Annotated in this window: 22 protein-coding genes; 19 read left to right on the forward strand and 3 right to left on the reverse strand. The window is 43.4% G+C overall.

The genetic code is table 11. The features are described 5' to 3' along the window. The first annotated feature begins 9 nt into the window (after positions 1-9). From ACLI08_RS02430 to ACLI08_RS02450, 5 genes are all read left to right on the forward strand, one after another. Positions 10-828: a CPBP family intramembrane glutamic endopeptidase gene (locus tag ACLI08_RS02430; protein ID WP_411426862.1), complete on the forward strand. Its 819-nt coding sequence runs from the start codon at positions 10-12 to the stop codon at positions 826-828. 71 nt (positions 829-899) lie between these two features. Beyond that, positions 900-1,832: an alpha/beta hydrolase gene (locus ACLI08_RS02435; RefSeq protein ID WP_411426863.1), complete on the forward strand. Its 933-nt coding sequence runs from the start codon at positions 900-902 to the stop codon at positions 1,830-1,832. A 136-nt stretch (positions 1,833-1,968) separates the two neighbouring features. Then, complete coding sequence (locus ACLI08_RS02440) at positions 1,969-2,379, forward strand: hypothetical protein (RefSeq protein WP_411426864.1); 411 nt, start codon at positions 1,969-1,971, stop codon at positions 2,377-2,379. Positions 2,380-2,550: 171 nt separating this feature from the next. After that, positions 2,551-3,996: an amino acid permease gene (locus tag ACLI08_RS02445; RefSeq protein ID WP_411426865.1), complete on the forward strand. Its 1,446-nt coding sequence runs from the start codon at positions 2,551-2,553 to the stop codon at positions 3,994-3,996. Positions 3,997-4,079: 83 nt separating this feature from the next. Next, positions 4,080-4,643 carry a 5-formyltetrahydrofolate cyclo-ligase gene (locus tag ACLI08_RS02450; protein ID WP_411426866.1) on the forward strand — a complete coding sequence of 188 codons (564 nt, stop codon included), beginning with the start codon at positions 4,080-4,082 and terminating at the stop codon, positions 4,641-4,643. 53 nt (positions 4,644-4,696) lie between these two features. Here ACLI08_RS02450 and ACLI08_RS02455 read toward each other — a convergent pair whose 3' ends face one another. Further along, entirely contained in the window at positions 4,697-5,272 is a 576-nt protein-coding gene (locus ACLI08_RS02455; protein ID WP_411426867.1) for a lipoprotein signal peptidase, read from the reverse strand. 231 nt (positions 5,273-5,503) lie between these two features. On the opposite strand from ACLI08_RS02455, the gene ACLI08_RS02460 reads away from it, so the two are divergent. The 13 genes from ACLI08_RS02460 (at position 5,504) to ACLI08_RS02520 (ending at position 17,742) form a co-directional block, all read left to right on the forward strand. Then, positions 5,504-5,992 carry a GbsR/MarR family transcriptional regulator gene (locus ACLI08_RS02460; protein ID WP_411426868.1) on the forward strand — a complete coding sequence of 163 codons (489 nt, stop codon included), beginning with the start codon at positions 5,504-5,506 and terminating at the stop codon, positions 5,990-5,992. A gap of 40 nt (positions 5,993-6,032) precedes the next feature. Next, entirely contained in the window at positions 6,033-7,145 is a 1,113-nt protein-coding gene (locus ACLI08_RS02465; protein WP_411426869.1) for an efflux RND transporter periplasmic adaptor subunit, read from the forward strand. Between the two features lie 18 nt (positions 7,146-7,163). Continuing rightward, complete coding sequence (locus tag ACLI08_RS02470) at positions 7,164-10,331, forward strand: efflux RND transporter permease subunit (RefSeq protein ID WP_411426870.1); 3,168 nt, start codon at positions 7,164-7,166, stop codon at positions 10,329-10,331. A gap of 13 nt (positions 10,332-10,344) precedes the next feature. After that, positions 10,345-11,742, forward strand: a complete 1,398-nt coding sequence (locus tag ACLI08_RS02475) for an efflux transporter outer membrane subunit (protein ID WP_411426871.1) — start codon at positions 10,345-10,347, stop codon at positions 11,740-11,742. Positions 11,743-11,950: 208 nt separating this feature from the next. Continuing rightward, positions 11,951-12,463 (forward strand): ankyrin repeat domain-containing protein, encoded by a 513-nt coding sequence (locus ACLI08_RS02480; protein WP_411426872.1) that lies wholly within the window; start codon positions 11,951-11,953, stop codon positions 12,461-12,463. A gap of 13 nt (positions 12,464-12,476) precedes the next feature. Continuing rightward, positions 12,477-13,244, forward strand: a complete 768-nt coding sequence (locus tag ACLI08_RS02485; RefSeq protein WP_411426873.1) for a T9SS type A sorting domain-containing protein — start codon at positions 12,477-12,479, stop codon at positions 13,242-13,244. Continuing rightward, positions 13,244-13,645 carry an OB-fold protein gene (locus tag ACLI08_RS02490; RefSeq protein ID WP_411426874.1) on the forward strand — a complete coding sequence of 134 codons (402 nt, stop codon included), beginning with the start codon at positions 13,244-13,246 and terminating at the stop codon, positions 13,643-13,645. The genes ACLI08_RS02485 and ACLI08_RS02490 overlap by 1 nt, the downstream gene beginning before the upstream one ends. 7 nt (positions 13,646-13,652) lie before the next feature. Beyond that, the gene (locus tag ACLI08_RS02495) at positions 13,653-14,510 is read left to right on the forward strand and encodes a DUF5777 family beta-barrel protein (protein WP_411426875.1); all 858 of its coding nucleotides are present in this window, start codon (positions 13,653-13,655) and stop codon (positions 14,508-14,510) included. A gap of 18 nt (positions 14,511-14,528) precedes the next feature. Then, positions 14,529-14,900 carry a hypothetical protein gene (locus ACLI08_RS02500; RefSeq protein WP_411426876.1) on the forward strand — a complete coding sequence of 124 codons (372 nt, stop codon included), beginning with the start codon at positions 14,529-14,531 and terminating at the stop codon, positions 14,898-14,900. Between the two features lie 19 nt (positions 14,901-14,919). After that, positions 14,920-15,459, forward strand: coding sequence for a YceI family protein (locus ACLI08_RS02505; protein ID WP_411426877.1), 540 nt, complete (start codon positions 14,920-14,922; stop codon positions 15,457-15,459). Positions 15,460-15,541: 82 nt separating this feature from the next. After that, positions 15,542-16,003 (forward strand): PEGA domain-containing protein, encoded by a 462-nt coding sequence (locus ACLI08_RS02510; protein ID WP_411426878.1) that lies wholly within the window; start codon positions 15,542-15,544, stop codon positions 16,001-16,003. Between the two features lie 120 nt (positions 16,004-16,123). Continuing rightward, complete coding sequence (locus ACLI08_RS02515) at positions 16,124-17,173, forward strand: PA0069 family radical SAM protein (protein ID WP_411426879.1); 1,050 nt, start codon at positions 16,124-16,126, stop codon at positions 17,171-17,173. A gap of 56 nt (positions 17,174-17,229) precedes the next feature. Then, on the forward strand, positions 17,230-17,742 hold the full coding sequence (locus tag ACLI08_RS02520; RefSeq protein ID WP_411426880.1) for a hypothetical protein: 513 nt from the start codon (positions 17,230-17,232) through the stop codon (positions 17,740-17,742). 64 nt (positions 17,743-17,806) lie between these two features. Here ACLI08_RS02520 and ACLI08_RS02525 read toward each other — a convergent pair whose 3' ends face one another. Continuing rightward, positions 17,807-18,415, reverse strand: coding sequence for a superoxide dismutase (locus ACLI08_RS02525; protein WP_411426881.1), 609 nt, complete (start codon positions 18,413-18,415; stop codon positions 17,807-17,809). Positions 18,416-18,631: 216 nt separating this feature from the next. Here ACLI08_RS02525 and ACLI08_RS02530 point away from each other — a divergent pair, with 216 nt between their 5' ends. Then, positions 18,632-19,621: a hypothetical protein gene (locus ACLI08_RS02530; protein ID WP_411426882.1), complete on the forward strand. Its 990-nt coding sequence runs from the start codon at positions 18,632-18,634 to the stop codon at positions 19,619-19,621. Positions 19,622-19,688: 67 nt separating this feature from the next. On the opposite strand, the gene ACLI08_RS02535 is transcribed toward ACLI08_RS02530, so the two are convergent. After that, entirely contained in the window at positions 19,689-20,327 is a 639-nt protein-coding gene (locus ACLI08_RS02535; protein WP_411426883.1) for an SLATT domain-containing protein, read from the reverse strand. Positions 20,328-20,470: the final 143 nt, after the last annotated feature.

The raw sequence follows: 20,470 nt of genomic DNA on the forward strand, positions 1-20,470 counted from the left end.
ACCACTGTAATGAAACCAATAGCCACCTACTTTGTAACCGCCTATGTTATTTCATGGACAATATGGCTACCGCTGTATTCTGAAGCTATAGGCATAGGAAAACTTCCCACACTACCCTATCACCATGCTTTGGGAGGCTTTGGCCCCATGATTGCCTCTCTTATTTGCACGGCTTTTTTTGATGGCAGGCAGGCACTGGCAGCCTTAATAAAACAGTGCTTTACCCTCCGGTATATCTCGTACGTTTTACTTGCCCTTACAAGTCCATTTATAATTGCGGGCATTGCAACCATTATAAGCCACTACGCAAACGGAACTGAAATGGTGTTTAACGGGCTTACAAAAAACAAAGAAATGGCACAAATGAGCCTGATACCGTTCTTTTTATACAATCTGTTGTTTTTTGGTTTTGGAGAAGAAGTGGGCTGGCGTGGTTTTGCGCTCCCCCGCCTGCAACAACACATGAACGCGCTGAGTGCCTCAATGTTGCTTACTGTATTTTGGGCACTGTGGCACGTATCGCTTTTTCTGTATCGGCCGGGTTACGTTACTATGGATGCCGCCGGTGCTTTTGGGTGGATACTCAGCCTTGCCACAGGCAGCGTGTTACTTACATGGTTTTACAACAGCACCAGGGGAAGCCTTTTAGTATGCGCCATATTACACGCCACAATAGATATTCCGTTTTTATCCGATTTACCTTCTACAGAGATCAACAGTTATATGGGTATGCTAATCACCCTATGGGGAATTGCCACAATTATTATATTTAAGCCTAAAAACCTGAGCAGGGAGGCAAAATATGTCGCGGAACCTAAAACGAGTTGATTAATATTTCTCACTGTAGCGGGTTATTACTACCTTACGCGCCCAAAACATCGTTGATTATACCAAACCTTATGAAGAAAATTACTTTATTGTTTTTCACGCTGCTGTTCACTGTGGTTTCGTGGGCGCAAGACTTTAAAACCATCACCTATTTTGCTAATGACAGCACCCAGCTGCAACTGGATTTATTTCTACCAAAACCTGTAGGAGGTAAAAAACAAAAGGCAAAAGACAAAATGCCACTATTAATACACGTACACGGAGGAGGATTTGCCGGAGGCACCCGCGAATGGGGCCACACCCTGTGTCGCGAAGCGGTTAAAAACGGTTATGCTGCGGCCACCATAAGTTACACCCTATATATGAAGGGGAAAAAATTTAGCTGCGACGGTATCCTTACCGAAAAAGTAAAGGCATTTCAAATCGCTGCAAACCAGCTGTGGCAGGCTACCCTATTTTTTATTAAAAACGCCGACACTTATAATATTGATACCAATAAAATTTTTATATCGGGCAGTAGTGCCGGTGCCGAAACCGTACTACACGCCGCTTATTGGGACCGCAACCTTATGGCGCTGTATCCGGGCAAACTCTCAAACAACTTTAAATACGCAGGTGTAATAGCGGGTTCAGGTGCTATTATGGACATTAACCTGGTTACCATCCCTAAGCTGGTTCCTATGATGTTCTTCCACGGCAGTTGCGATGGCACCGTACCTTACGCCACCGCGGCACACCACCTGTGCCCTACCAATGCCAGCGGATGGCTTATGCTTTTTGGGTCATACGCTATTTACAACCGCGTTATAGAGCTAAACGGAAGCGCCCAACTCTACACGTTTTGTAACGGAGGCCATGAATACAGCGATGAACTGTTTAGCAAGCAGCCCGAAAAAACCATAAGTTTTATAAAATCAGTATTGGCTGGAGAAAAAATTCAGGCGCACACTATTATAGCTACCGGAAAAAGCTGCAAAAGAGATAATTACAACTTCTGCGATTAGCAATAATGGCTATATGAGTGTTTCCCAATGTTAAGTTTTTACCAAAAACGGAAGACTTAACATTGAAATCCCGATTTTTACTTTGCTGTATGTTAATTTTGCGTTATCTTAATGTAAATAAAAATATCAACCTGTTATGAACCGAGAAGAAATGAGAGTTGTAGAATTTGTTGTAACCGAAAAAAGCAAGTCTAAAAAAGGTAAAAAAGCTTCTAAAAAAGAAGTAAAAAAGATTGGCCTTTTTCACGTTTGGGCAGCATCAGGCAAAGGCAGTAAAAAATTTACCGGCCTTGTAGAAGACGCCGAAACAGGACTGCTTATAGAGATAGGTTATAAAAACATCCGTTTTCTTAACGACGAAGAGCTGGAAATGCTTACCGATGCGGCTATCCTTGAGGCAGAAGCATTGCTGGAAGTAACCGAAACTACTCCTGAAGCAACAGAAACCACAGAAGAAGCTACTACAACCGAAGCACCGGCAGCAGAAGCACCGGCAGCAGAAGAAAAAACGGCGGAAACAAAACCGAGACGTACTAAAAAAGCATAACAGCTTATTTACATAACACTACTTTACAGGCATCCTTCCCTAAAAAAACGGGAGGGATGTTTTGTTTTTACTGATAATTTACACAACACACAGTTAGATAAGTTAAAATTATTATAATAATAACAAAACCTCTATATTTGGAGATTCTTATACAACACTAAAAAACTATATATGTCTATTTGGAAGAAAAAATCACTTTCCTCACTTCTTTCAGAAGCGTCTGACTCTGAAAAGGGACTTAAAAGAACGCTTTCTTCAGGAGCACTAGTAGCGCTGGGAATAGGTGCTATTATAGGTGCCGGGCTTTTCTCGTTAACAGGTATTGCTGCTGCCGAACACGCAGGCCCTGCTGTAACAATTTCATTTGTAATGGCGGCCGTGGGCTGTGCATTTGCAGGCCTTTGTTATGCAGAATTTGCAAGTATGATACCGGTTGCAGGTAGTGCTTACACGTACTCTTACGCTACAATGGGCGAGTTTATGGCTTGGATCATAGGCTGGGACCTTGTGTTAGAATATGCCCTGGGCGCCGCTACCGTAGGGGTAAGCTGGTCCAGGTACCTGCTGGAACTCCTCGCAAAATTTGACATTCACCTACCCGCGCAGCTTTGTTGCTCACCTTGGGAAACACTTACCGTAAACGGCCAGGTGATAGAGGGTGGTATTATTAACCTTCCTGCCATATTTATAGTTTCTATGCTATCGCTTTTACTTATAAGGGGTACTAAAGAATCTGCAACTATGAACAACATACTGGTTATAGTTAAAGTAAGTGTGGTAATTTTATTTATTGTACTGGGATGGAGCTTTATAGACGAAGCTAACTACACCCCTTACATACCAGAAAACACAGGTGTAAAAGGCGAATTTGGCTGGAGTGGTATAGCCACCGGTGCCGCTACCGTGTTCTTTGCATTTATTGGTTTCGACGCCGTTTCTACAGCAGCGCAGGAAGCAAAAAATCCACAGAAAGGTATGCCTGTAGGTATACTGGGTTCGCTACTGGTATGTACTATTTTGTATGTACTTTTTGCACACGTAATGACAGGCCTTGTACCTTACTATAAATTTGCAGGCGACGCTAAACCGGCTGCAACTGCTTTTGCGGTAACAGGCTACGATTTCCTTCAAACAGGATTAATCATAGCTATCCTTGCAGGTTACACGTCTGTAATACTTGTAATGCTTATGGGCCAGAGCCGCGTATTTTACTCTATGAGTAATGACGGACTACTACCAAAATTCTTTAGCGATATACATGCAAAATTCCGCACGCCATGGAAAACAAACCTTTTCTTCATGGTGTTTGTAAGCATATTTGCAGGATTTGTTCCTGTAAGCGACTTAGGCCACATGGTAAGCATAGGTACCCTTCTTGCATTCTCTTTAGTATGTATAGGTGTACTTATTATGCGTAAAAAAATGCCCGATGCTCCAAGGTCTTTCCGCACCCCGTTAGTACCGTTTGTACCTCTTGCAGGTGTTGCGGTATGTGTATACCTTATGTATGCACTTCCGGCAGAAAGCTGGTTAAGGCTATTTATATGGATGGCACTTGGTGTGGTAATCTATTTTGCTTACGGCAAAAAAAACAGCAAAGTTGTAGAAGAAAAATAACGACAAACAAACACATAATTTCCAGCAAAATCCTGCCCTTAGTGGCAGGATTTTATATTTTAAACCAATTACTATATTTGTGTATGGAGAAAAAGGAACTACGCCAAAAATATAAAGCGCTGCGGGCAGCCCTGCACCCCGATGAAGTAGCCGACATGAGCATGGCTATAGCAAACAACCTGCTACGGCTAAATGTTTGGCAAAAAACCTATTTCCACCTTTTCCTTACCATGGAAAACCAAAAGGAGGTACATACTGATAGCATTCAGCATATATTGTGGGGGCGCGATAAGGAAATTGTAGTATCTAAATCCGACTTTGAATCTAACACCCTTACCCACTACCTGCTTACCGAAAGCACACGCCTTACCATAAACCCTTACGGTATACCCGAACCTGTAGATGGTATAGAGGTGCCTGCCACAAAACTGGATGTGGTATTTGTACCCCTGTTAGCGTTTGACCGCAAAGGCCACCGTGTAGGATACGGAAAAGGATTTTACGACCGCTTTTTAGCAGCCTGCCGGCCTGACGTAATAAAAGTAGGATTGTCGTTTTTTGAGGCTGAAACACAAGAAATACCGCATAACGATACCGATATACCGCTGGATTATTGCGTAACGCCAAACGGCATTATTTCTTTTTGAGAATACAGATGAGTAAGGTATCCTGAAATCTGAAATCTGAAATCTGAAATTGATTACTCTTTAGGGAATGCCTTTTTATTAAAAACAATCAGTATACCCACGCCTACAGATATAGCGGCATCGGCAACGTTAAAAATGGCATTAAAGAAAAGCACATCGCCCTGGCTGTTGTGTACAATGGGGAAATAGAACATGTCTACCACTTTCCCTTCAAACCACTTACCGTAATGATGCGCGGTGTCTAAAACCGCTACTTTATCGGGGAAGCTGTGGTCAAAGAGTACACCGTAAAATACAGAATCTATAATATTACCAAAAGCGCCCGCAAGTATAAGGGCTATGGCAGTAACAAGATAAGCCGACGCATTTTTTTTCACCGAATCAGCCAGCCACCAGCCTATACCGGCCACAGCACCAATACGGAAAATAGTAAGCGTAAGCTTACCGCCAAGCCAGCTCGGGATTTTAGTGCCCCACGCCATACCTTCGTTTTCTATAAACCTGATTTGAAACCAGCTAAACACATTTACGGCCTCATCCAGCCTAAAGTGGGTTTTTATGTATATTTTAGAAATCTGGTCTATAAGTAAAATTGCAACGGCAATAAGGTAAGCTCTTGTTAATGACATATCTCAATATTTCAGCGCAAAAATAAATTAAATTATCAAACTATAAGTATTAAGGGCTATTTGTTGGCAAATGTTTTTAATATGCTCCACGCAAAAACATTAATATGTGGCTAGGCCTCGTTAATGCTTCACATAAAAACATTAACAAAACTTTAACCGCTTGTTGGTTCGGCTTTAACCGAACTAACCGAACTAAACACGTACCTTTGCCCTGAATTTTTTATCAAAATAATGGAAGAGATACAAAAACAGCGTGGGGAATTGATAGAAATGTTTGGGCAGCACTTCGAAAACATAGGGCACCTCCCTCCTCTCGGCGCACGTATACTGGCTACATTAATACTGGATTCGTGTAGCAGGCATTACACCTTTGAAGACCTTACCGAAGTCATGGGCGCCAGTAAAAGCTCTATTTCTACGAATCTTAACCTGTTACTAAAAATGGGTAAGATAAGCTACTACACCCAACCGGGCGACCGCAAAAAATACTATCGCCCGTCCGACTTCAGTGAGCGTTTTGGCAACTACCTTAAAATGATTTCGTTCGAAAAAGAAATCATAGAGCGTATGCTGGACTACCGAAAAAAGACCATTACCTGTCACGCTGCCCAGTTTGAACTGGAAAAGTGTATGGCCTACAAAGAACATATCCTGGAAATGGAAGACCTGCTTAACAAAAGCATGGAACGATTTAAACAAATAGAAAAAAACGGCAATTAGCACACACATCATTCCTTACAACTATATTTTAAAAACACTTATGAAGAAAACAACCCTAATCGGCGCTTTCGCCGCATTGATATTGCTGGCTTCGTGCGGCAAAAAAGAAGAACAGGCTCCGCAGGCAGCCGGCCCTATGCCGTTTCCTGTAGCCACAGTTACCGCAGAAAACGCTGTGGTGTATAATGAGTTCCCGGCTAACTTTGAAGGTCAGCAAAACGTGGAAATTCGCTCTAAGGTTACCGGATTTATAACCCAGATACTGGTAGATGAAGGCCAAGAAGTACACAAAGGACAAGTACTTTTTAAAATAGAAACCCAGACGCTTAACCAGGATGCGGCATCGGCTAAGGCTAAGGTAGCCGCTGCTCAGGTAGAAGTAGACCGCCTTAAACCCCTTGTAGACCGTAAAATTATAAGCAAAGTGCAGCTGGAAACCGCCCAGGCTAACCTTCAGGCGGCTAAAGCAGCATACGCAAGCGTAGCGGCTAACATAGGCTACGGTACCATTACCGCACCGGTTAGTGGTGTTATTGGCGGGCTTCCGTATAAGGTGGGTGCATTAGTTAGCCCTACCACTGCAGACCCGCTTACAACCGTAAGCGACAGCCATGTAATCCGTGCTTACTTTAGCATGAATGAGACCCAGCTGATAAGCTTTGCCAAAACTTTTAAAGGCGCTACACTACAGGAAAAACTTAAAAATGTGCCTCCTGTGGGGCTTATCCTTGCCGATGATAGCGAGTACAACCTTAAAGGCAAATTGGAAACCGTAAACGGACTGGCTAACGCTACAACAGGTACCACCCAGTTCAGGGCAGAGTTTAATAACCCTGAGGCCGTGCTGCGCAGTGGTGGCAAGGGTACGGTACGCATACCTGTAACGTATAACAACGCTATTGTGGTGCCACAAAACGCGGTGTTTGATATGCAGGGCAAACAAATGATTTACGTTGTAAATAAAGACAATACAGTTAAGAGTAAAGTACTTACCATAACCAATACCAGCGGTACCAACTTTATAGTAAGCGAAGGCCTACAGGCCGGAGAGGTAATTGTAACCGAAGGTGCAGGAAAACTTAAAGACGGCATGGCCATAGTACCACAAACGGGTGCTCCTGCCCCACAAGCCGCTACTACTCCTGCAAAATAATAACCACACACACTACTTATGCTAAAAACATTTATAGAAAGGCCGGTACTGAGTACCGTAATTTCGATATTGATAACCATACTGGGTATACTGGGGCTTACTGCGCTCCCTGTAGAGCAATACCCGGAAATTGCACCCCCTACGGTACAGGTAACGGCTACCTATACCGGTGCCAATGCCGAAACAGTACTTAACTCGGTAGTAATACCGCTGGAGGAAGAAATCAACGGTGTAGAGGGTATGACGTATATGACCAGCTCTGCCGCTAACGATGGTTCTGCTAATATTACCGTATACTTTGAGCTGGGTGTAAACCCTGATATTGCTGCGGTTAACGTACAAAACCGTGTGTCGCGCGCTACAAGCAAGCTGCCACAGGCGGTTATAAACACCGGTATTACCACCCTTAAAAGCCAGACCAGCGCGCTGATGTTCCTGGCGCTTTACAGCAAAAACAAGGAATACGATGGTACTTTTGTACAAAACTATGCCAAGATAAACCTTGTGCCTAAGCTGCAAAGGGTAAAAGGTGTGGGCCAGGTAAACGTGTTTGGTGCCAAAGACTACTCAATGCGTATATGGATAGACCCTGAAAAAATGGCGTCGTACAACATTACCCCTGCTGATATACAGGCAGCACTACAAGAGCAGAACGTAGAGGCCGCACCGGGTAAATTTGGCGAAAACGCACAGGGTGTATACGAGTACGCCATTAAATATAAAGGCCGCCTTAATAAAACCCAGGACTATGAAAACATAGTGGTAAAGGCAATAGGCAAAGGTAATTTTGTACACCTTAGTGATGTAGCAAAGGTAGAACTAGGTGCATTTAACTATGGGCAAAAGAACTTTGCCATGGGTGCCGATGGTGTTGCCATAGGTATTTTCCAAACCTCAGGCTCTAACGCTAACGAAATCATAGACCAGGTAAACACCATTCTGCAAAGTGCCAGGCCAAATTTCCCTGAAGGGATAGACTACGTGGTACCTTACGATACTAAAGTATTCCTGGATGCCTCTATAGACAAGGTAATCCATACGCTTGTAGAAGCATTTATATTGGTGTTTATTGTGGTGTTCCTGTTTTTACAGGATGTGCGCAGCACCCTGATTCCGGCCATTGCGGTACCGGTAGCTATTATAGGCACCTTCTTCTTCCTCAATGTATTTGGGTTCTCTATAAACATGCTTACGCTGTTTGCCATGATCCTTGCCATTGGTATTGTGGTAGACGACGCCATTGTGGTGGTAGAGGCTGTACACGCCAAGCTGGACGAAGGCGAAAAAGATGCCAAAAAAGCTACCCTTAGCGCCATGAGCGAAATTACAGGCGCTATTGTATCTATTACGCTGGTTATGGCGGCGGTGTTTATCCCAGTTTCATTCCTTAGCGGGCCATCGGGGGTATTTTACAAGCAGTTTGCCATTACCCTTGCGGTATCTATTGTAATATCGGCGGTAAATGCGCTTACGCTTTCGCCTGCCTTGTGTGCGTTGTTCCTTAAACCACACACAGACCATGGCGAACACAAAAAGAAAAACCTTAAAGACCGTTTCTTTACGGCGTTTAACAGCGGTTTTGATGCCATGAACAACAAGTACACCGGCTCCCTTCGACGCATGGCAAAAAATAAATGGGTTACAGGTATTATACTGTTTGTTTTTATAGGCATTACGTATTTCCTTTTTGCCACTACACCAAGCGGGTTTATACCGAATGAAGACCGCGGGAACATTATGGCCGACATTACCCTGCCGCCGGGAACCACGCTGGAACAAACCCAAAAAACGGTAAACAAGCTGGACAGCATCCTTGCAAGTATGGATATTGTAGAGTCGCGTATGAACATTGTAGGTTTTAGCTTACTTAACCGCGTAAACGGTGGTAGCTACGCGTTCTCTGTTATCCGCCTTAAAAACTGGAGCGAACGCACCGAAAAAAACCAAAGTGTAGATGCTGTAGTGGGCGAACTCTTTGCCCGTACTGCCGGGTTTAAAGATGCACGTGTGCTGTTTTTTACCCCGCCAAGCGTACAGGGCTTTGGTAGTGCCGATGGTTTTGAGTTTAAAATACAGGATACCGGAGACGACGACTGGGCTACCGTAAGTAAGGTAAGCAACGAGTTCCTGGCCGAACTGAGCAAACGCCCTGAGATACAGTATGCGATAACCAACTTTAACCCGGGCTTTCCGCAGTATCAAATGGATATAAACGTGGAGCGTGCTAAAGATGCAGGCGTATCGGTAAGTACCATATTTAATACCATGCAGGGATACTACGGAGGTTTGTATACTACCGACTTTAACCGTTTTGGTAAACAGTACCGTGTAATGATACAAGCCGAACCGGGACAGCGCGCCGATGAAAACTCAATAAATAAAATATACGTTCGTAACGACAAAAATCAGCAGGTAGCCATAAGCCAGTTTGTTAGCTTCAAGAAAATTTATGGCCCTGAAGCGGTGGCAAGGTTTAACATGCTTAAGGCCGTAAACGTAAACGGTAAAAGTAAGCCAGGCTACAGTAGCGGCGACGCGATTAAGGCCATTCAGGAAACTGCGGCAAAGCACCTTCCTAAAACATACACCTATGAGTTTAGCGGCATGACCCGTGAAGAAATCATAGCCGGTAACCAGGCTGCAGGGGTGTTCCTGCTGAGTTTAATATTTGTATACTTCCTGCTTAGTGCCCAGTACGAAAGCTATATAGTGCCGCTTTCGGTACTGCTATCGTTACCGGTGGGTATTGCCGGAGCCATAGGCTTTGTAAAACTAGCCGGGCTGGAAAACAACATTTACTTCCAGGTGGCGCTTATTATGCTAATAGGCCTACTTGCTAAAAACGCCATCCTAATTGTAGAGTTCGCCATGCAGCGGCGCAAGCACGGGCTTAGCCTGGTACAAGCCGCTACAGAGGGAGCCCAGGCGCGTTTAAGGCCTATCCTTATGACCTCGTTTGCCTTTATTTTCGGGCTTATGCCTCTTGCTCTTGCCAGCGGTGTAGGTGCCGTGGGTAACAAGAGTATAGGTATGGGTGCCGTAGGTGGTATGCTTATAGGTACGGTATTCGGGGTATTTGTAATCCCTATACTGTTCATTATTTTCCAGGGCTTACAGGAGCGTATTTCGGGCAAACCGAAAGCGGAAGACAACAATGAGAAAGAAGAAATCCCGGTAATGGAATAACGTTGAGATCATCATGAAAAAAAATCTTTATAAAATAGTTTTATCGGTTACCGCCGGGTTACTGCTACAGTCCTGCTTTACAGCGAAAGACTACAAGCGCCCCAGCGTAAAAGCCGAAAACCTGTACAGGACAGAGGTAGTGGCACAAGACAGCACCTCATTAGCCGACACTAAGTGGGACAAACTTTTTACAGACCCACAACTACAGGAACATATTAAAACAGGCCTAAAAAATAACTTTGATGCCCGCGTTGCATTACAAAACATAGCCACAGCCGATGCGTACCTTAAGCAAGGTAAGGCAGGCTTCTTTCCTACCCTTAGCGGCACGGCAAGCTGGCAGCACCAGGAATTGGCTAAAAACAGCCAGTTCGGGGCGTTCTTTAATGGTTCGTTGGATACCTACCTGCTTACGGCAAACCTTAGTTGGGAAGCCGACATTTGGGGTAAAATACGCAGCAATAAGAGGGCGTACAATGCTACCTACCTGCAAACCATAGCGGCTAACCAGGCTATAAAAACAACCATTATAGCTAATGTGGCCAGTATGTACTACCAGCTCTTAGCACTGGACGAACAGCTTAAGGTAGCCGAAAACACGCTGCAAAACCGTGTAGAAAGCATAGAAACCATTAAGGCTTTAATGGATGCCGGTAGTGCTAATGAAGTGGCGGTAAAACAAACCGAAGCCCAGAAGTACGCTACCGAGATTACTATTGCCGACCTTAAGAACAGTATAACGCTTACCGAAAACAGCCTGTCGTTACTACTGGGTGAAGCACCGCACAAAATAGCACGTGGCACTTTTTCGGCACAGGTGGTAAACCCAGAGATTAAGTTGGGCTACTCTGCGTCGCTGCTTAAAAACAGGCCCGATGTAATTAGTGCCGAATATGGCTTAATCAATGCTTTTGAACTTACCAATGTGGCCCGCAGCGCGTTTTATCCTTCGCTTACCATAACGGCACAGGGTGGTTTACAGAGTATAGACCTTAAAACGTGGTTCAGTGCTAACTCGCTTTTTGCAACTGTGCTAACCGGCTTAACGCAGCCTATATTTAACCAAAGGCAGATACGCACCCGATACGAAGCGGCTAAGGCTACTCAAGAGGCAGCGTATGTAAAGTTTGAGCAATCGGTAGTAACAGCAAGCCGCGAGGTAAGCGATGCACTGGCGAACTACAAAAATGCTGAGGAAAAAATAAGCCTGTATGAAAAGCAGACCGATGCCCTTAAAAAAGCCGCCGATTACAGCGACGAACTTTTAAATTACGGCATGGTAAACTACCTGGAAGTACTTACGGCTAAGAACAACGCACTTAGCAGCGAGCTAAGCCTTATAGATATGAAATACAAAAAACTTTCGGCTACCATAACCCTTTATAAGGCACTTGGAGGCGGCTGGAAGTAACAGCAGAATTAAGAGCAATCTTAATTTCATATAGATTAATTGTTTGTTTTATGTACGCCGCCCGGAGCAGGAAACTGTTTCGGGCGGCTTTTTTGTGGCTATCCTCTTGTATAGTAACGGCATAATATCTTATCGTTTGATTAAAATGATAAGATATTATTACTAACTAATCGTAAAAAATCATAAATTCGTCTTAAAATTTGCTAAAATGAAGAAGAGTTTATTGTTTGCACTGTTGCTGTGCCCCTTACTCCACTACGGGCAGGCACAGTTTGACATTGCCCGAAAAGGCACCGTAGCTGAACTGGAAAAGCTTGCTGCAAAAGACAAATCGGTAGTAAATGCTGTAGACGCTAACGGTAACAGCATGCTTATATTGGCGTGTTACCGCGGCAACACCGATGTGGCAAAGTACATTGCCGGTAAAACAACCGACATTAATTACAAAAGCAAACAGGGTACCGCCCTTATGGCTGCTGTAATGAATGGCAATGTGGAACTTGTAAAATTCCTGCTGCAAAAAGGTGCCAAAGCGGATGTTACCGAAGATTCGGGTAAAACAGCACTTATTTACGCGGTGTTTTTCGGAAAAACCGATTGTGCCAAAGCGCTCATAGCTGCGGGTGCTAATAAAGGCATAAAAGACAATGAGGGTAAAACCGCCCTGGACTACGCTCACAATTCCCAGAATACAGAACTCATAATTCTACTTGATAACTAAAACAAAAAAACGCATGAAAAGAAAATTCCTAACACTGGTTGCGCTTACTGCAATGAGCGCTGCATTTGCACAAACAAAATCAACCGGCACCGTAACAATAGGCGGTATGACTGTAAAAATCGACCTTGATTCATCTGCAAACCTTGCAACGTATACACTTACCGGGCCATCTAACAAATGGTTTGCCATAGGGCTTAACGCTACTTCTATGAGTAGCAATACAGACATAGTACAATACGGCACATCGTTATTAGACAGGTCTTTGCCCGGCGGACACAGCGCACCTACCACAGACACCACAAATAACCTTACCCTTGTTAGCAATGATGTAAGCGGAACCACGCGCACTATAGTAGCTACACGCCCGCTAAGCACCGGCGATAGTAAAGACTATACCTTTAACTACGACACCATTACTACCCTTAATATTATTTGGGCTATAGGGCCAAACACAACCGTAAGTTCAGAACATGATACTAAAGGCACCTCCAGGCTAACGTTTAGTACGGTAGCCGGTGTAGAAGATGCTGCTAAAGTAGAAAACCTTTTGGTATACCCTGTACCTGCTTCTAACACTGTTACCATAAGCAACCAGGCAGGTTTACTTATAGATACCGTAAGGATATTCGACATCAATGCACGCCTTGTAAGAGAACTTTCTCCTGCAAGCAAAGATGAAACTACTGTTATAGACGTAGCTTCACTTGACAACGGCACCTACTTTGTGGAAATCACGGGTAACGGCAACAAAACCGTGAAAAAAATACAAGTAAAACACTAATGAGCAAAACGTTTAAAATAGCACTTGGCGTTATAGCCGTTGTTCTCATAGGGGGCTTTGCCGGTTACAAATATGTAATGAGCGGCGGTGCCCGCCATGTAGAAACTGAAGATGCCGCGTTTACCACAACAGCGGCTCAGCTTACTAAAGAGTTTGGCGAAAATGAGCAGGCAGCGTCTAAAAAATACCTGAATAAGGCCGTAGCGCTTACCGGCGAGGTAACGGCTGCCGAAGGTAATACCGCAACGCTAAACGGCACTGTACTATGTACCCTGCATGATTCTACAGCTACTGCAACGGTAGGCGCACCCCTTAGCCTTAAAGGCCGTGTTGTGGGCTATGACGACCTAATGCAGGAAGTACGCCTGGATGAATGCTTTATTACCGAACAGAAAAAATAAACACACTATGAAATATTTTAAGATGTTAGTTGCCGCACTGCTTGTGTGTGGCGCTGCGCATGCTCAGGACGATCTTTTAAAAGACCTGGATTCTACATGGACTCCTAAGGCCGATGCAGCAACCGCTTTTAAAGGAATACAGATATGTAGTATGCAAAGCACCAAACTGGCGGCAAAAAAAGAGTTTTACTTTGTGGTATCGCACCGTTTTGGTGACCTGCAATACGGGCTTGATAATTTCTTTGGGTTAGATAATGCCTATACAAAACTGGGCGTGATTTATGGCCTTACCGACTGGCTTTCGGTAGCGGGTTCAAGGCATACGTATAATAAAACCTACGAACTGGCTGCCAAGTACAGGCTTGCCCTGCAAAAAGAAGGCGGTAGCCCGGTAACTGTAGTAGGCTACAACACCTGGGATATTAATTCTAAACTAGAAAAAGAAGAGTACCCAAACCTTAAAGCTACAGACCGCTTTGCATTTTCTACGCAGTTACTGATTTCAAGAAAAATAAACGACCGCGTGTCGTTAGAACTGGCTCCGGTATACGTACATAAAAACTTATACGAGCCTGCCTACGAAAACAAAGACCAGTTTTTAGTAGCGGCCGGTGGCCGGTGCAAAATAACCAAACGCATGAGCATTAACGCAGAATATGCAGCAAGGGTAAACACCCCCGAAAGCACTACGCTGTACAAAAACCCACTTACCTTTGGCCTTGATATAGAAACCGGTGGGCACGTATTTCAACTGGTGTTTAGCAACAGCCAGCCTATGAACGATGTATCTTACTTTACAAACGCGGCCGGAAACTGGGGCAAAGGAAGTGCGTTCTTTGGGTTTAACATGTACAGGGTTTTCTAACTAAAAAATTGCAAGAAGATGAAATCAAAACATATAATCACACTGGGTGTTATGGTTAGCATCCTTTCGGGTGCCATAACACTGTTTACGTCATGCGATTCGCATACGTATGAAGAGGCTGCCGGCCCGGCGGTACCAAATCCCGTATATACTAGTAACATTAAACCCATTTTTCAGAATAACTGTGTAAGCTGCCATAGCCAAACCTACGGGCAGCAACCGTACTTTGAAACCTACGACCAGGTAAAAGAGGAAACCCTTAACGGCGATGTGGTATGCAGAATAGACGACCAGTCTTGCGGTAGCGTAATGCCTACCACCGGCAGAATGGCACAGCCCTTGATTGATCTGATTAAAACCTGGAAGGCAAACGGCTGCCCGGAACAATAATATTTAAAATAGCACTACCATGAAAAAGATAATAATAGCCTGTACTGCCCTGCTTATGGGCTACGGTGCCATGGCGCAAAAAGCAATAACGCGTACCGGCGAGGTTAAATTTGAAGCCAGTATGCCTTCGCTGGAAGAAATCGCGGCTACAAACAGCACGGTTTCGGCAGTGCTGGATAAAAACACCGGAGAAATTGCTTTCCTGGTGCTGGTTAAAGGGTTTAAGTTTAAAGTGCCTTTGATGGAGGAGCACTTTAACGAAAACTATATGGAAAGCGACAAGTACCCTAAAGCATCGTTTAAAGGGAAAATCATAGGGTATGATAAAAATGCCACTACCGAAAAAACATACGATGTAGAGGGCGACCTTACCATACACAACGTAACCAAAAAGGTAAAGCAGAAAATAACCATAAAGCCTGCCGGAAAAGACACTAACGGCACGTTTTCGTTTAGTGTAAAACCACAGGATTATAACATAGCCATTCCGGCACTGGTAAAAAATAAAATTGCCGAAAACGTAAAAATAAACGGCAAGTTTACCCTTACCGAGAAATAAGATTTAAGCGCTTTTTTTGACAGAGGTTGTTTGAATTGTGCTGTAAAAAACTACTTTTGCGCCACAACCAAATAATTTTCCGATGAAAAAAATGTATCTGGTACCGGTATTATCGTGTACTCTACTATTAAGCAGCTGTGCCACAATTGTCTGTGGCTCAAAACAAACCATCAGCGTAGTTAGCAGCCCTGCAAAGGCCGATGTAATTGTAGATGGAACTTTTGAAGCCCGCACGCCAGCAAACGTAACGCTGGAGCGCAAAAAAACACATACACTTACAATTCGCCTTCAGGGTTATAAAGATTACGAAGTAAAACTGGAACGAAAGTTTAATGCCTGGTATATTGGCAATGTTGTTTTTGGCGGCATTATAGGCCTTATAGTAGACCCTATCACGGGAGCTATGTATAAGCTTACACCAGACAAGATAAACACTGAACTGGGACAGAGTACAGCATATAAAAACGGAGCCGTACAGGTTAATGTTGCTTTAGAACCCATAAACGGATCACTGGAAAAAATAGGCCAGTTAGAGCGACTGTAAATTGTAAAAATAATAAAAAGCCCTGCCGCAATGCAGGGCTTTTTGTTTAAAACTATTTTCTTTATTATAAGATTATTTTCTAATATTTAATTTACTTTGCACTAATAATGTGCGCAGGTAATGAAAAAGGAAATTAAGGGGCAGGGAGCCGTACAAAATATACACAACCGCTTTATACAGCACCGGTACGAAAAATCCATTTACGATGATGATTTTGAAGAAACTGTAGCCAAAACAGAACTACTGGAAGTATTCCCGAAAACTATTGTAAATACCGTAAAAAGTCCGGACCTGCACATGATGTACAGCATGAACCCTTACCAGGGATGCGAACATGGCTGTGCTTACTGCTTTGCCCGCCCCACGCATGAGTACTGGGGGTACAGCGCCGGGGTAGACTTTGAACGGAAGATAATGGTAAAGAAAAATGCACCCCAACTGTTAGAACAGTTCTTTAAAAAACGGGGTTATAAGGCAGAGCCCATTCTCTTGTCCGGAAATACCGACTGCTACCAGCCCGCAGAGCGAAAAATGGAAATAACCCGCAAAATGCTACAGGTGTGCCTGGACTACCGCCACCCGGTGCATATACTAACCAAAAACGCGCTGGTAACCCGCGATATAGACATTATACAACCCCTGGCAGAGAAAAACCTGGTTACCGTATCGCTCAGCATACCTACCATAAACGAGGAGCTACGCCGAAAGTTGGAACCCCGAACCTCATCGGTACATAACAAACTGCAAGCCATAGAAACGCTTTCAGGTTACGGCATACCCGTACACATTATGGTAGCGCCCATTATCCCGGGGCTAAACAGTATGGAGATACTAAACACGCTGAAGGTTATTAAAGAAAAGGGCGCGCTGGATTTTGGCTATACCCTGGTACGGTTAAACGATGCGGTTGAGCCTATTTTTATCGACTGGCTACAGGAGCATTACCCTGACCGTAAGGACAAAGTATTACACCACATAGAAAGCATGCACGGCGGCAAGCTGGGCGAAAAAACCTTTTTTAAGCGCCGCAAAGGCGAAGGCAACATTGCAGAAATGATACATACCACGTTTAGAGTGGGACGGCAAAAGTATTTTTCGGGCAGCGTTTTCCCGGAACTGCGCACCGACCTTTTTGATGGCACCAAGGGCGAACAGCTGAGTTTGTTTTAGTGTTTGGCTCGGTTTTTGAAAGATTTTTATAAACCAATTATCAAAAACCGTTTCCTATGAAAAAGCTGTTACTTTTATTATTGAGCCTTACGCTGTTTGCATCGTGTTCAAATGACGACGACACTGTGGATACAAAACCACACGGCACAATATCTTTTGATTTAAACGGAGAAAAAGTTGTACTTACTGATTTATACGAGAATGATCTTAAAAGAACGGGCGGAGAGAAATACGGTATACAACTTTACGGGGTTAATTATTTGGAAGAAAACAAAGATTTCCCCAAATATACATTTCAAATGTACCTGGAGGGGCCAAATGAAATCGGCATCTATCATCTATCCAAAATAATGATGGATGTTCCGGACAGACCTAACGGAGGGCAAGCTCAGGTGTATACCACGTACTACAATGAACCTGAATTGGTTCCTGGATTTGACCTTGTTTACAATTTGGATTTTACCGAGAAGAATAAAATTACGGGTACATTTTCGTGCGAAGTAAGTAGCGGACAAGCGGTACTAAAACTTACTGATGGAGTGATAGATTACACTATGGCAAAAAAATAAATTCGTAACAAAAAAAACGGGCGCCTTTCGGCACCCGTTCCAGGTTATCTAAAATTAAAGAAAATTATTTCTCGTTAGCATAACGCCTTGCTACTTCTTCCCAGTTAATTACACTGAAGAAAGCTTCAATGTAATCAGGCCTGCGGTTTTGGTAGTTCAGGTAGTAAGCGTGTTCCCACACGTCCAGGCCAAGGATTGGTGTACCACCACAGCCTACTTCGGGCATAAGTGGGTTATCCTGGTTTGGTGTAGCGCATACCTCTAGCTTACCGCCAGGGTGTACACAAAGCCATGCCCAGCCCGAACCAAATTGTGTAGCAGCAGCTTTGGCAAACTTTGCTTTAAACTCCTCAAACGAACCGAATGCTTTTTCTATAGCAGCCTCAAGTTCGCCTGTTGGCTCACCTCCGCCTTTTGGCGAAAGGATAGTCCAGAACAGGTTGTGGTTATAAAAACCTCCACCGTTGTTACGCACAGCGGCATTGGTCATATCAAGGTTAATAAGAATGTTTTCTATGGTTTTACCTTCCAGGTCTGTACCTGCAATGGCGTTATTAAGGTTAGTAGTGTACGCGTTATGGTGCTTTGTATGGTGGATTTCCATGGTGCGGGCATCTATATGCGGCTCCAGTGCATCGTATGCGTACGGTAATTTTGGTAATTCAAAAGCCATGATTATCTTGGTTTAAAAGATTAGTATTAAATTTTAAATCAAATTTAGGGATTTTCGGGGTTACAAAAAATAACAATTTGTAAATATTTAGCACCCCGGTTAACAAATCCACATTTGCAATACCTGCTTTTTTTAATAATGCCGTAAAACTTTGGTAACCTGCCCGGTACCTAATACTAATACATTTGTTTTTCACACCATTACCTTAAAACAAATATGAAAAACAAATTACCATTTGCCACATTTGCCCTTATGGCAGCCGTTCTTGCATCGTGTAGCAGCAACGACCTTACCCAAACCACCACTGCCAAAAAACACACTACCGCAACAGGTAAAATATCGGGTGCCACCGTACTGGGAGCACCGGTAGCCGAGGCCAAAATATACAAACTGCTTCCGGGCTATAACAGTTCAGACGTTTTTGAGGCCAGCGGGGTGCAGTACCTTGGCGGCTACTTTTACGTAGCCTGCGATAACACGCAGAAAATAGCCAAAATAAAAAGTACCCTGCCTATAAACAGCTCCAGCAACTCATTACTGAGTACGGGCGCACCGGGTTCGGGGAGTTCTAATTATGAAGGTATTACGTATGAGGCAAACGGTACGCCGCACTTTTATGTAGTGGAAGAATCAGTAGCAAACGGCAGCGTGTACCAGCCGCGCATCAGCAGGCTCGATGCTTCCATGAACTACCAAAGCCGCGACTGGGCCGACTATAACTTTTCGTCATCAAATAACAATAAGGCGTTTGAAGGGCTTGCATGGGTATCGCGCGGTGGCAATAACTACCTGCTTGGGCTTGTAGAGGGCACCGGGAAAATAGCGGTACTGCTAAAAGGCAGCTCCAGCTGGAACCTGGTTACCGAAATCACCCTGCCATCATCGGTAACGTTTACAGATTATTCAGACCTTGCCATATCATCTACCGGGAAAGTGGCTATAACCGCACAGGAAGACGGACAACTGTGGGTGGGGCAATTAAGCAGCACATCATGGAGCATAACAGGCGGCACTGCATATACGTTCCCGCTGGGTAGTTCAAGTGGGGTAATAGGCACCGGAACTTTACAACTATACGGTAATGTAGAGGGTGTATCGTTTATTACCGATACGCAAATTGTGATTTGCTCAGACAAAGCCGATAGTAGTCAACCAAGCTATCAATCCTACAAGGAACAAACGGTATCAGTATTTAACCTGCAGTAATACTTTTTTTATACAAAATAGTGAACCCCCGGTTGAAAGGCCGGGGGTTTATGTTTTTAGGAGTATGTTAATTCTTATAAAAAAGAATTACTGTAATAAAAATTGCTGGGATTACTATAAGAGTATGAAATAGAAATTGAGTCGCGAAATAATACTCAATTCTAAACCTTATTACTTGTAACTGACTTAACTCATGATATTTTGGAGTCTTAGATTGCTCTAATCTATTATCAATCGGAAGATGATTATCATACTTTTCTAAAACCCTTTGATACTTATGAGATATGTCTAAAGCCATTTGTCTTTTCTTTTCGATGCTTGAATCATCCTCAAGAGTTTTAAAAATCCTCAATTCATTATATATTTCAGAAAGTTCAAGTCCACAATTATGAAAATCTCTAGCTTTTAAACTATAATCCTTGGAGTTTTCAATCTGCCCAAAGACTAGTGCGACTATCGAAAGGCTAGTTATAAGATAAGCCAATAAATTGTTGTCAACTATCGGAGAACTGATGTTGTAGACTGTTAATAATCCTGCAATAGTCAAATATACTGAAATCATATTTAACGCAAGATTAGATAATTTCCCCATACGTACAAGTCTAGAACTAGCGTTGAATCTACAACCTTTCGTGATCCAGATTTTATAATTTAGTTCTTCTAGAAATGTTTTATCAAGATAATCTTTATAACTTTTTTTAGACATAATATTTTTGGAACTTAAAGATGATTGGACTTTGGTTTTATCCAAAGATAAAAAACATCCTAAACTTTAATCTTTTCTCATCATATTTTTAGTAGTTATTCAAACCGTTAAGCAGACTGTCCCACATTCCGAAGGAATGCTCT

Origin of the sequence: Flavobacterium sp. RNTU_13 (assembly GCF_046614455.1) — a bacterium.
In the GTDB taxonomy this organism is placed as follows: Bacteria; Bacteroidota; Bacteroidia; order Flavobacteriales; family Flavobacteriaceae; genus Flavobacterium.

Bases quoted from the DNA above. Each gene is read 5' to 3' on its own strand.
- ACLI08_RS02430 (WP_411426862.1), top strand. From the start codon at position 10: ATGAAACCAATAGCCACCTACTTTGTAACCGCCTATGTTATTTCATGG.
- ACLI08_RS02435 (WP_411426863.1), top strand. From the start codon at position 900: ATGAAGAAAATTACTTTATTGTTTTTCACGCTGCTGTTCACTGTGGTT.
- ACLI08_RS02440 (WP_411426864.1), top strand. From the start codon at position 1,969: ATGAACCGAGAAGAAATGAGAGTTGTAGAATTTGTTGTAACCGAAAAA.
- ACLI08_RS02445 (WP_411426865.1), top strand. From the start codon at position 2,551: ATGTCTATTTGGAAGAAAAAATCACTTTCCTCACTTCTTTCAGAAGCG.
- ACLI08_RS02450 (WP_411426866.1), top strand. From the start codon at position 4,080: ATGGAGAAAAAGGAACTACGCCAAAAATATAAAGCGCTGCGGGCAGCC.
- ACLI08_RS02455 (WP_411426867.1), bottom strand. From the start codon at position 5,272: ATGTCATTAACAAGAGCTTACCTTATTGCCGTTGCAATTTTACTTATA.
- ACLI08_RS02460 (WP_411426868.1), top strand. From the start codon at position 5,504: ATGGAAGAGATACAAAAACAGCGTGGGGAATTGATAGAAATGTTTGGG.
- ACLI08_RS02465 (WP_411426869.1), top strand. From the start codon at position 6,033: ATGAAGAAAACAACCCTAATCGGCGCTTTCGCCGCATTGATATTGCTG.
- ACLI08_RS02470 (WP_411426870.1), top strand. From the start codon at position 7,164: ATGCTAAAAACATTTATAGAAAGGCCGGTACTGAGTACCGTAATTTCG.
- ACLI08_RS02475 (WP_411426871.1), top strand. From the start codon at position 10,345: ATGAAAAAAAATCTTTATAAAATAGTTTTATCGGTTACCGCCGGGTTA.
- ACLI08_RS02480 (WP_411426872.1), top strand. From the start codon at position 11,951: ATGAAGAAGAGTTTATTGTTTGCACTGTTGCTGTGCCCCTTACTCCAC.
- ACLI08_RS02485 (WP_411426873.1), top strand. From the start codon at position 12,477: ATGAAAAGAAAATTCCTAACACTGGTTGCGCTTACTGCAATGAGCGCT.
- ACLI08_RS02490 (WP_411426874.1), top strand. From the start codon at position 13,244: ATGAGCAAAACGTTTAAAATAGCACTTGGCGTTATAGCCGTTGTTCTC.
- ACLI08_RS02495 (WP_411426875.1), top strand. From the start codon at position 13,653: ATGAAATATTTTAAGATGTTAGTTGCCGCACTGCTTGTGTGTGGCGCT.
- ACLI08_RS02500 (WP_411426876.1), top strand. From the start codon at position 14,529: ATGAAATCAAAACATATAATCACACTGGGTGTTATGGTTAGCATCCTT.
- ACLI08_RS02505 (WP_411426877.1), top strand. From the start codon at position 14,920: ATGAAAAAGATAATAATAGCCTGTACTGCCCTGCTTATGGGCTACGGT.
- ACLI08_RS02510 (WP_411426878.1), top strand. From the start codon at position 15,542: ATGAAAAAAATGTATCTGGTACCGGTATTATCGTGTACTCTACTATTA.
- ACLI08_RS02515 (WP_411426879.1), top strand. From the start codon at position 16,124: ATGAAAAAGGAAATTAAGGGGCAGGGAGCCGTACAAAATATACACAAC.
- ACLI08_RS02520 (WP_411426880.1), top strand. From the start codon at position 17,230: ATGAAAAAGCTGTTACTTTTATTATTGAGCCTTACGCTGTTTGCATCG.
- ACLI08_RS02525 (WP_411426881.1), bottom strand. From the start codon at position 18,415: ATGGCTTTTGAATTACCAAAATTACCGTACGCATACGATGCACTGGAG.
- ACLI08_RS02530 (WP_411426882.1), top strand. From the start codon at position 18,632: ATGAAAAACAAATTACCATTTGCCACATTTGCCCTTATGGCAGCCGTT.
- ACLI08_RS02535 (WP_411426883.1), bottom strand. From the start codon at position 20,327: ATGTCTAAAAAAAGTTATAAAGATTATCTTGATAAAACATTTCTAGAA.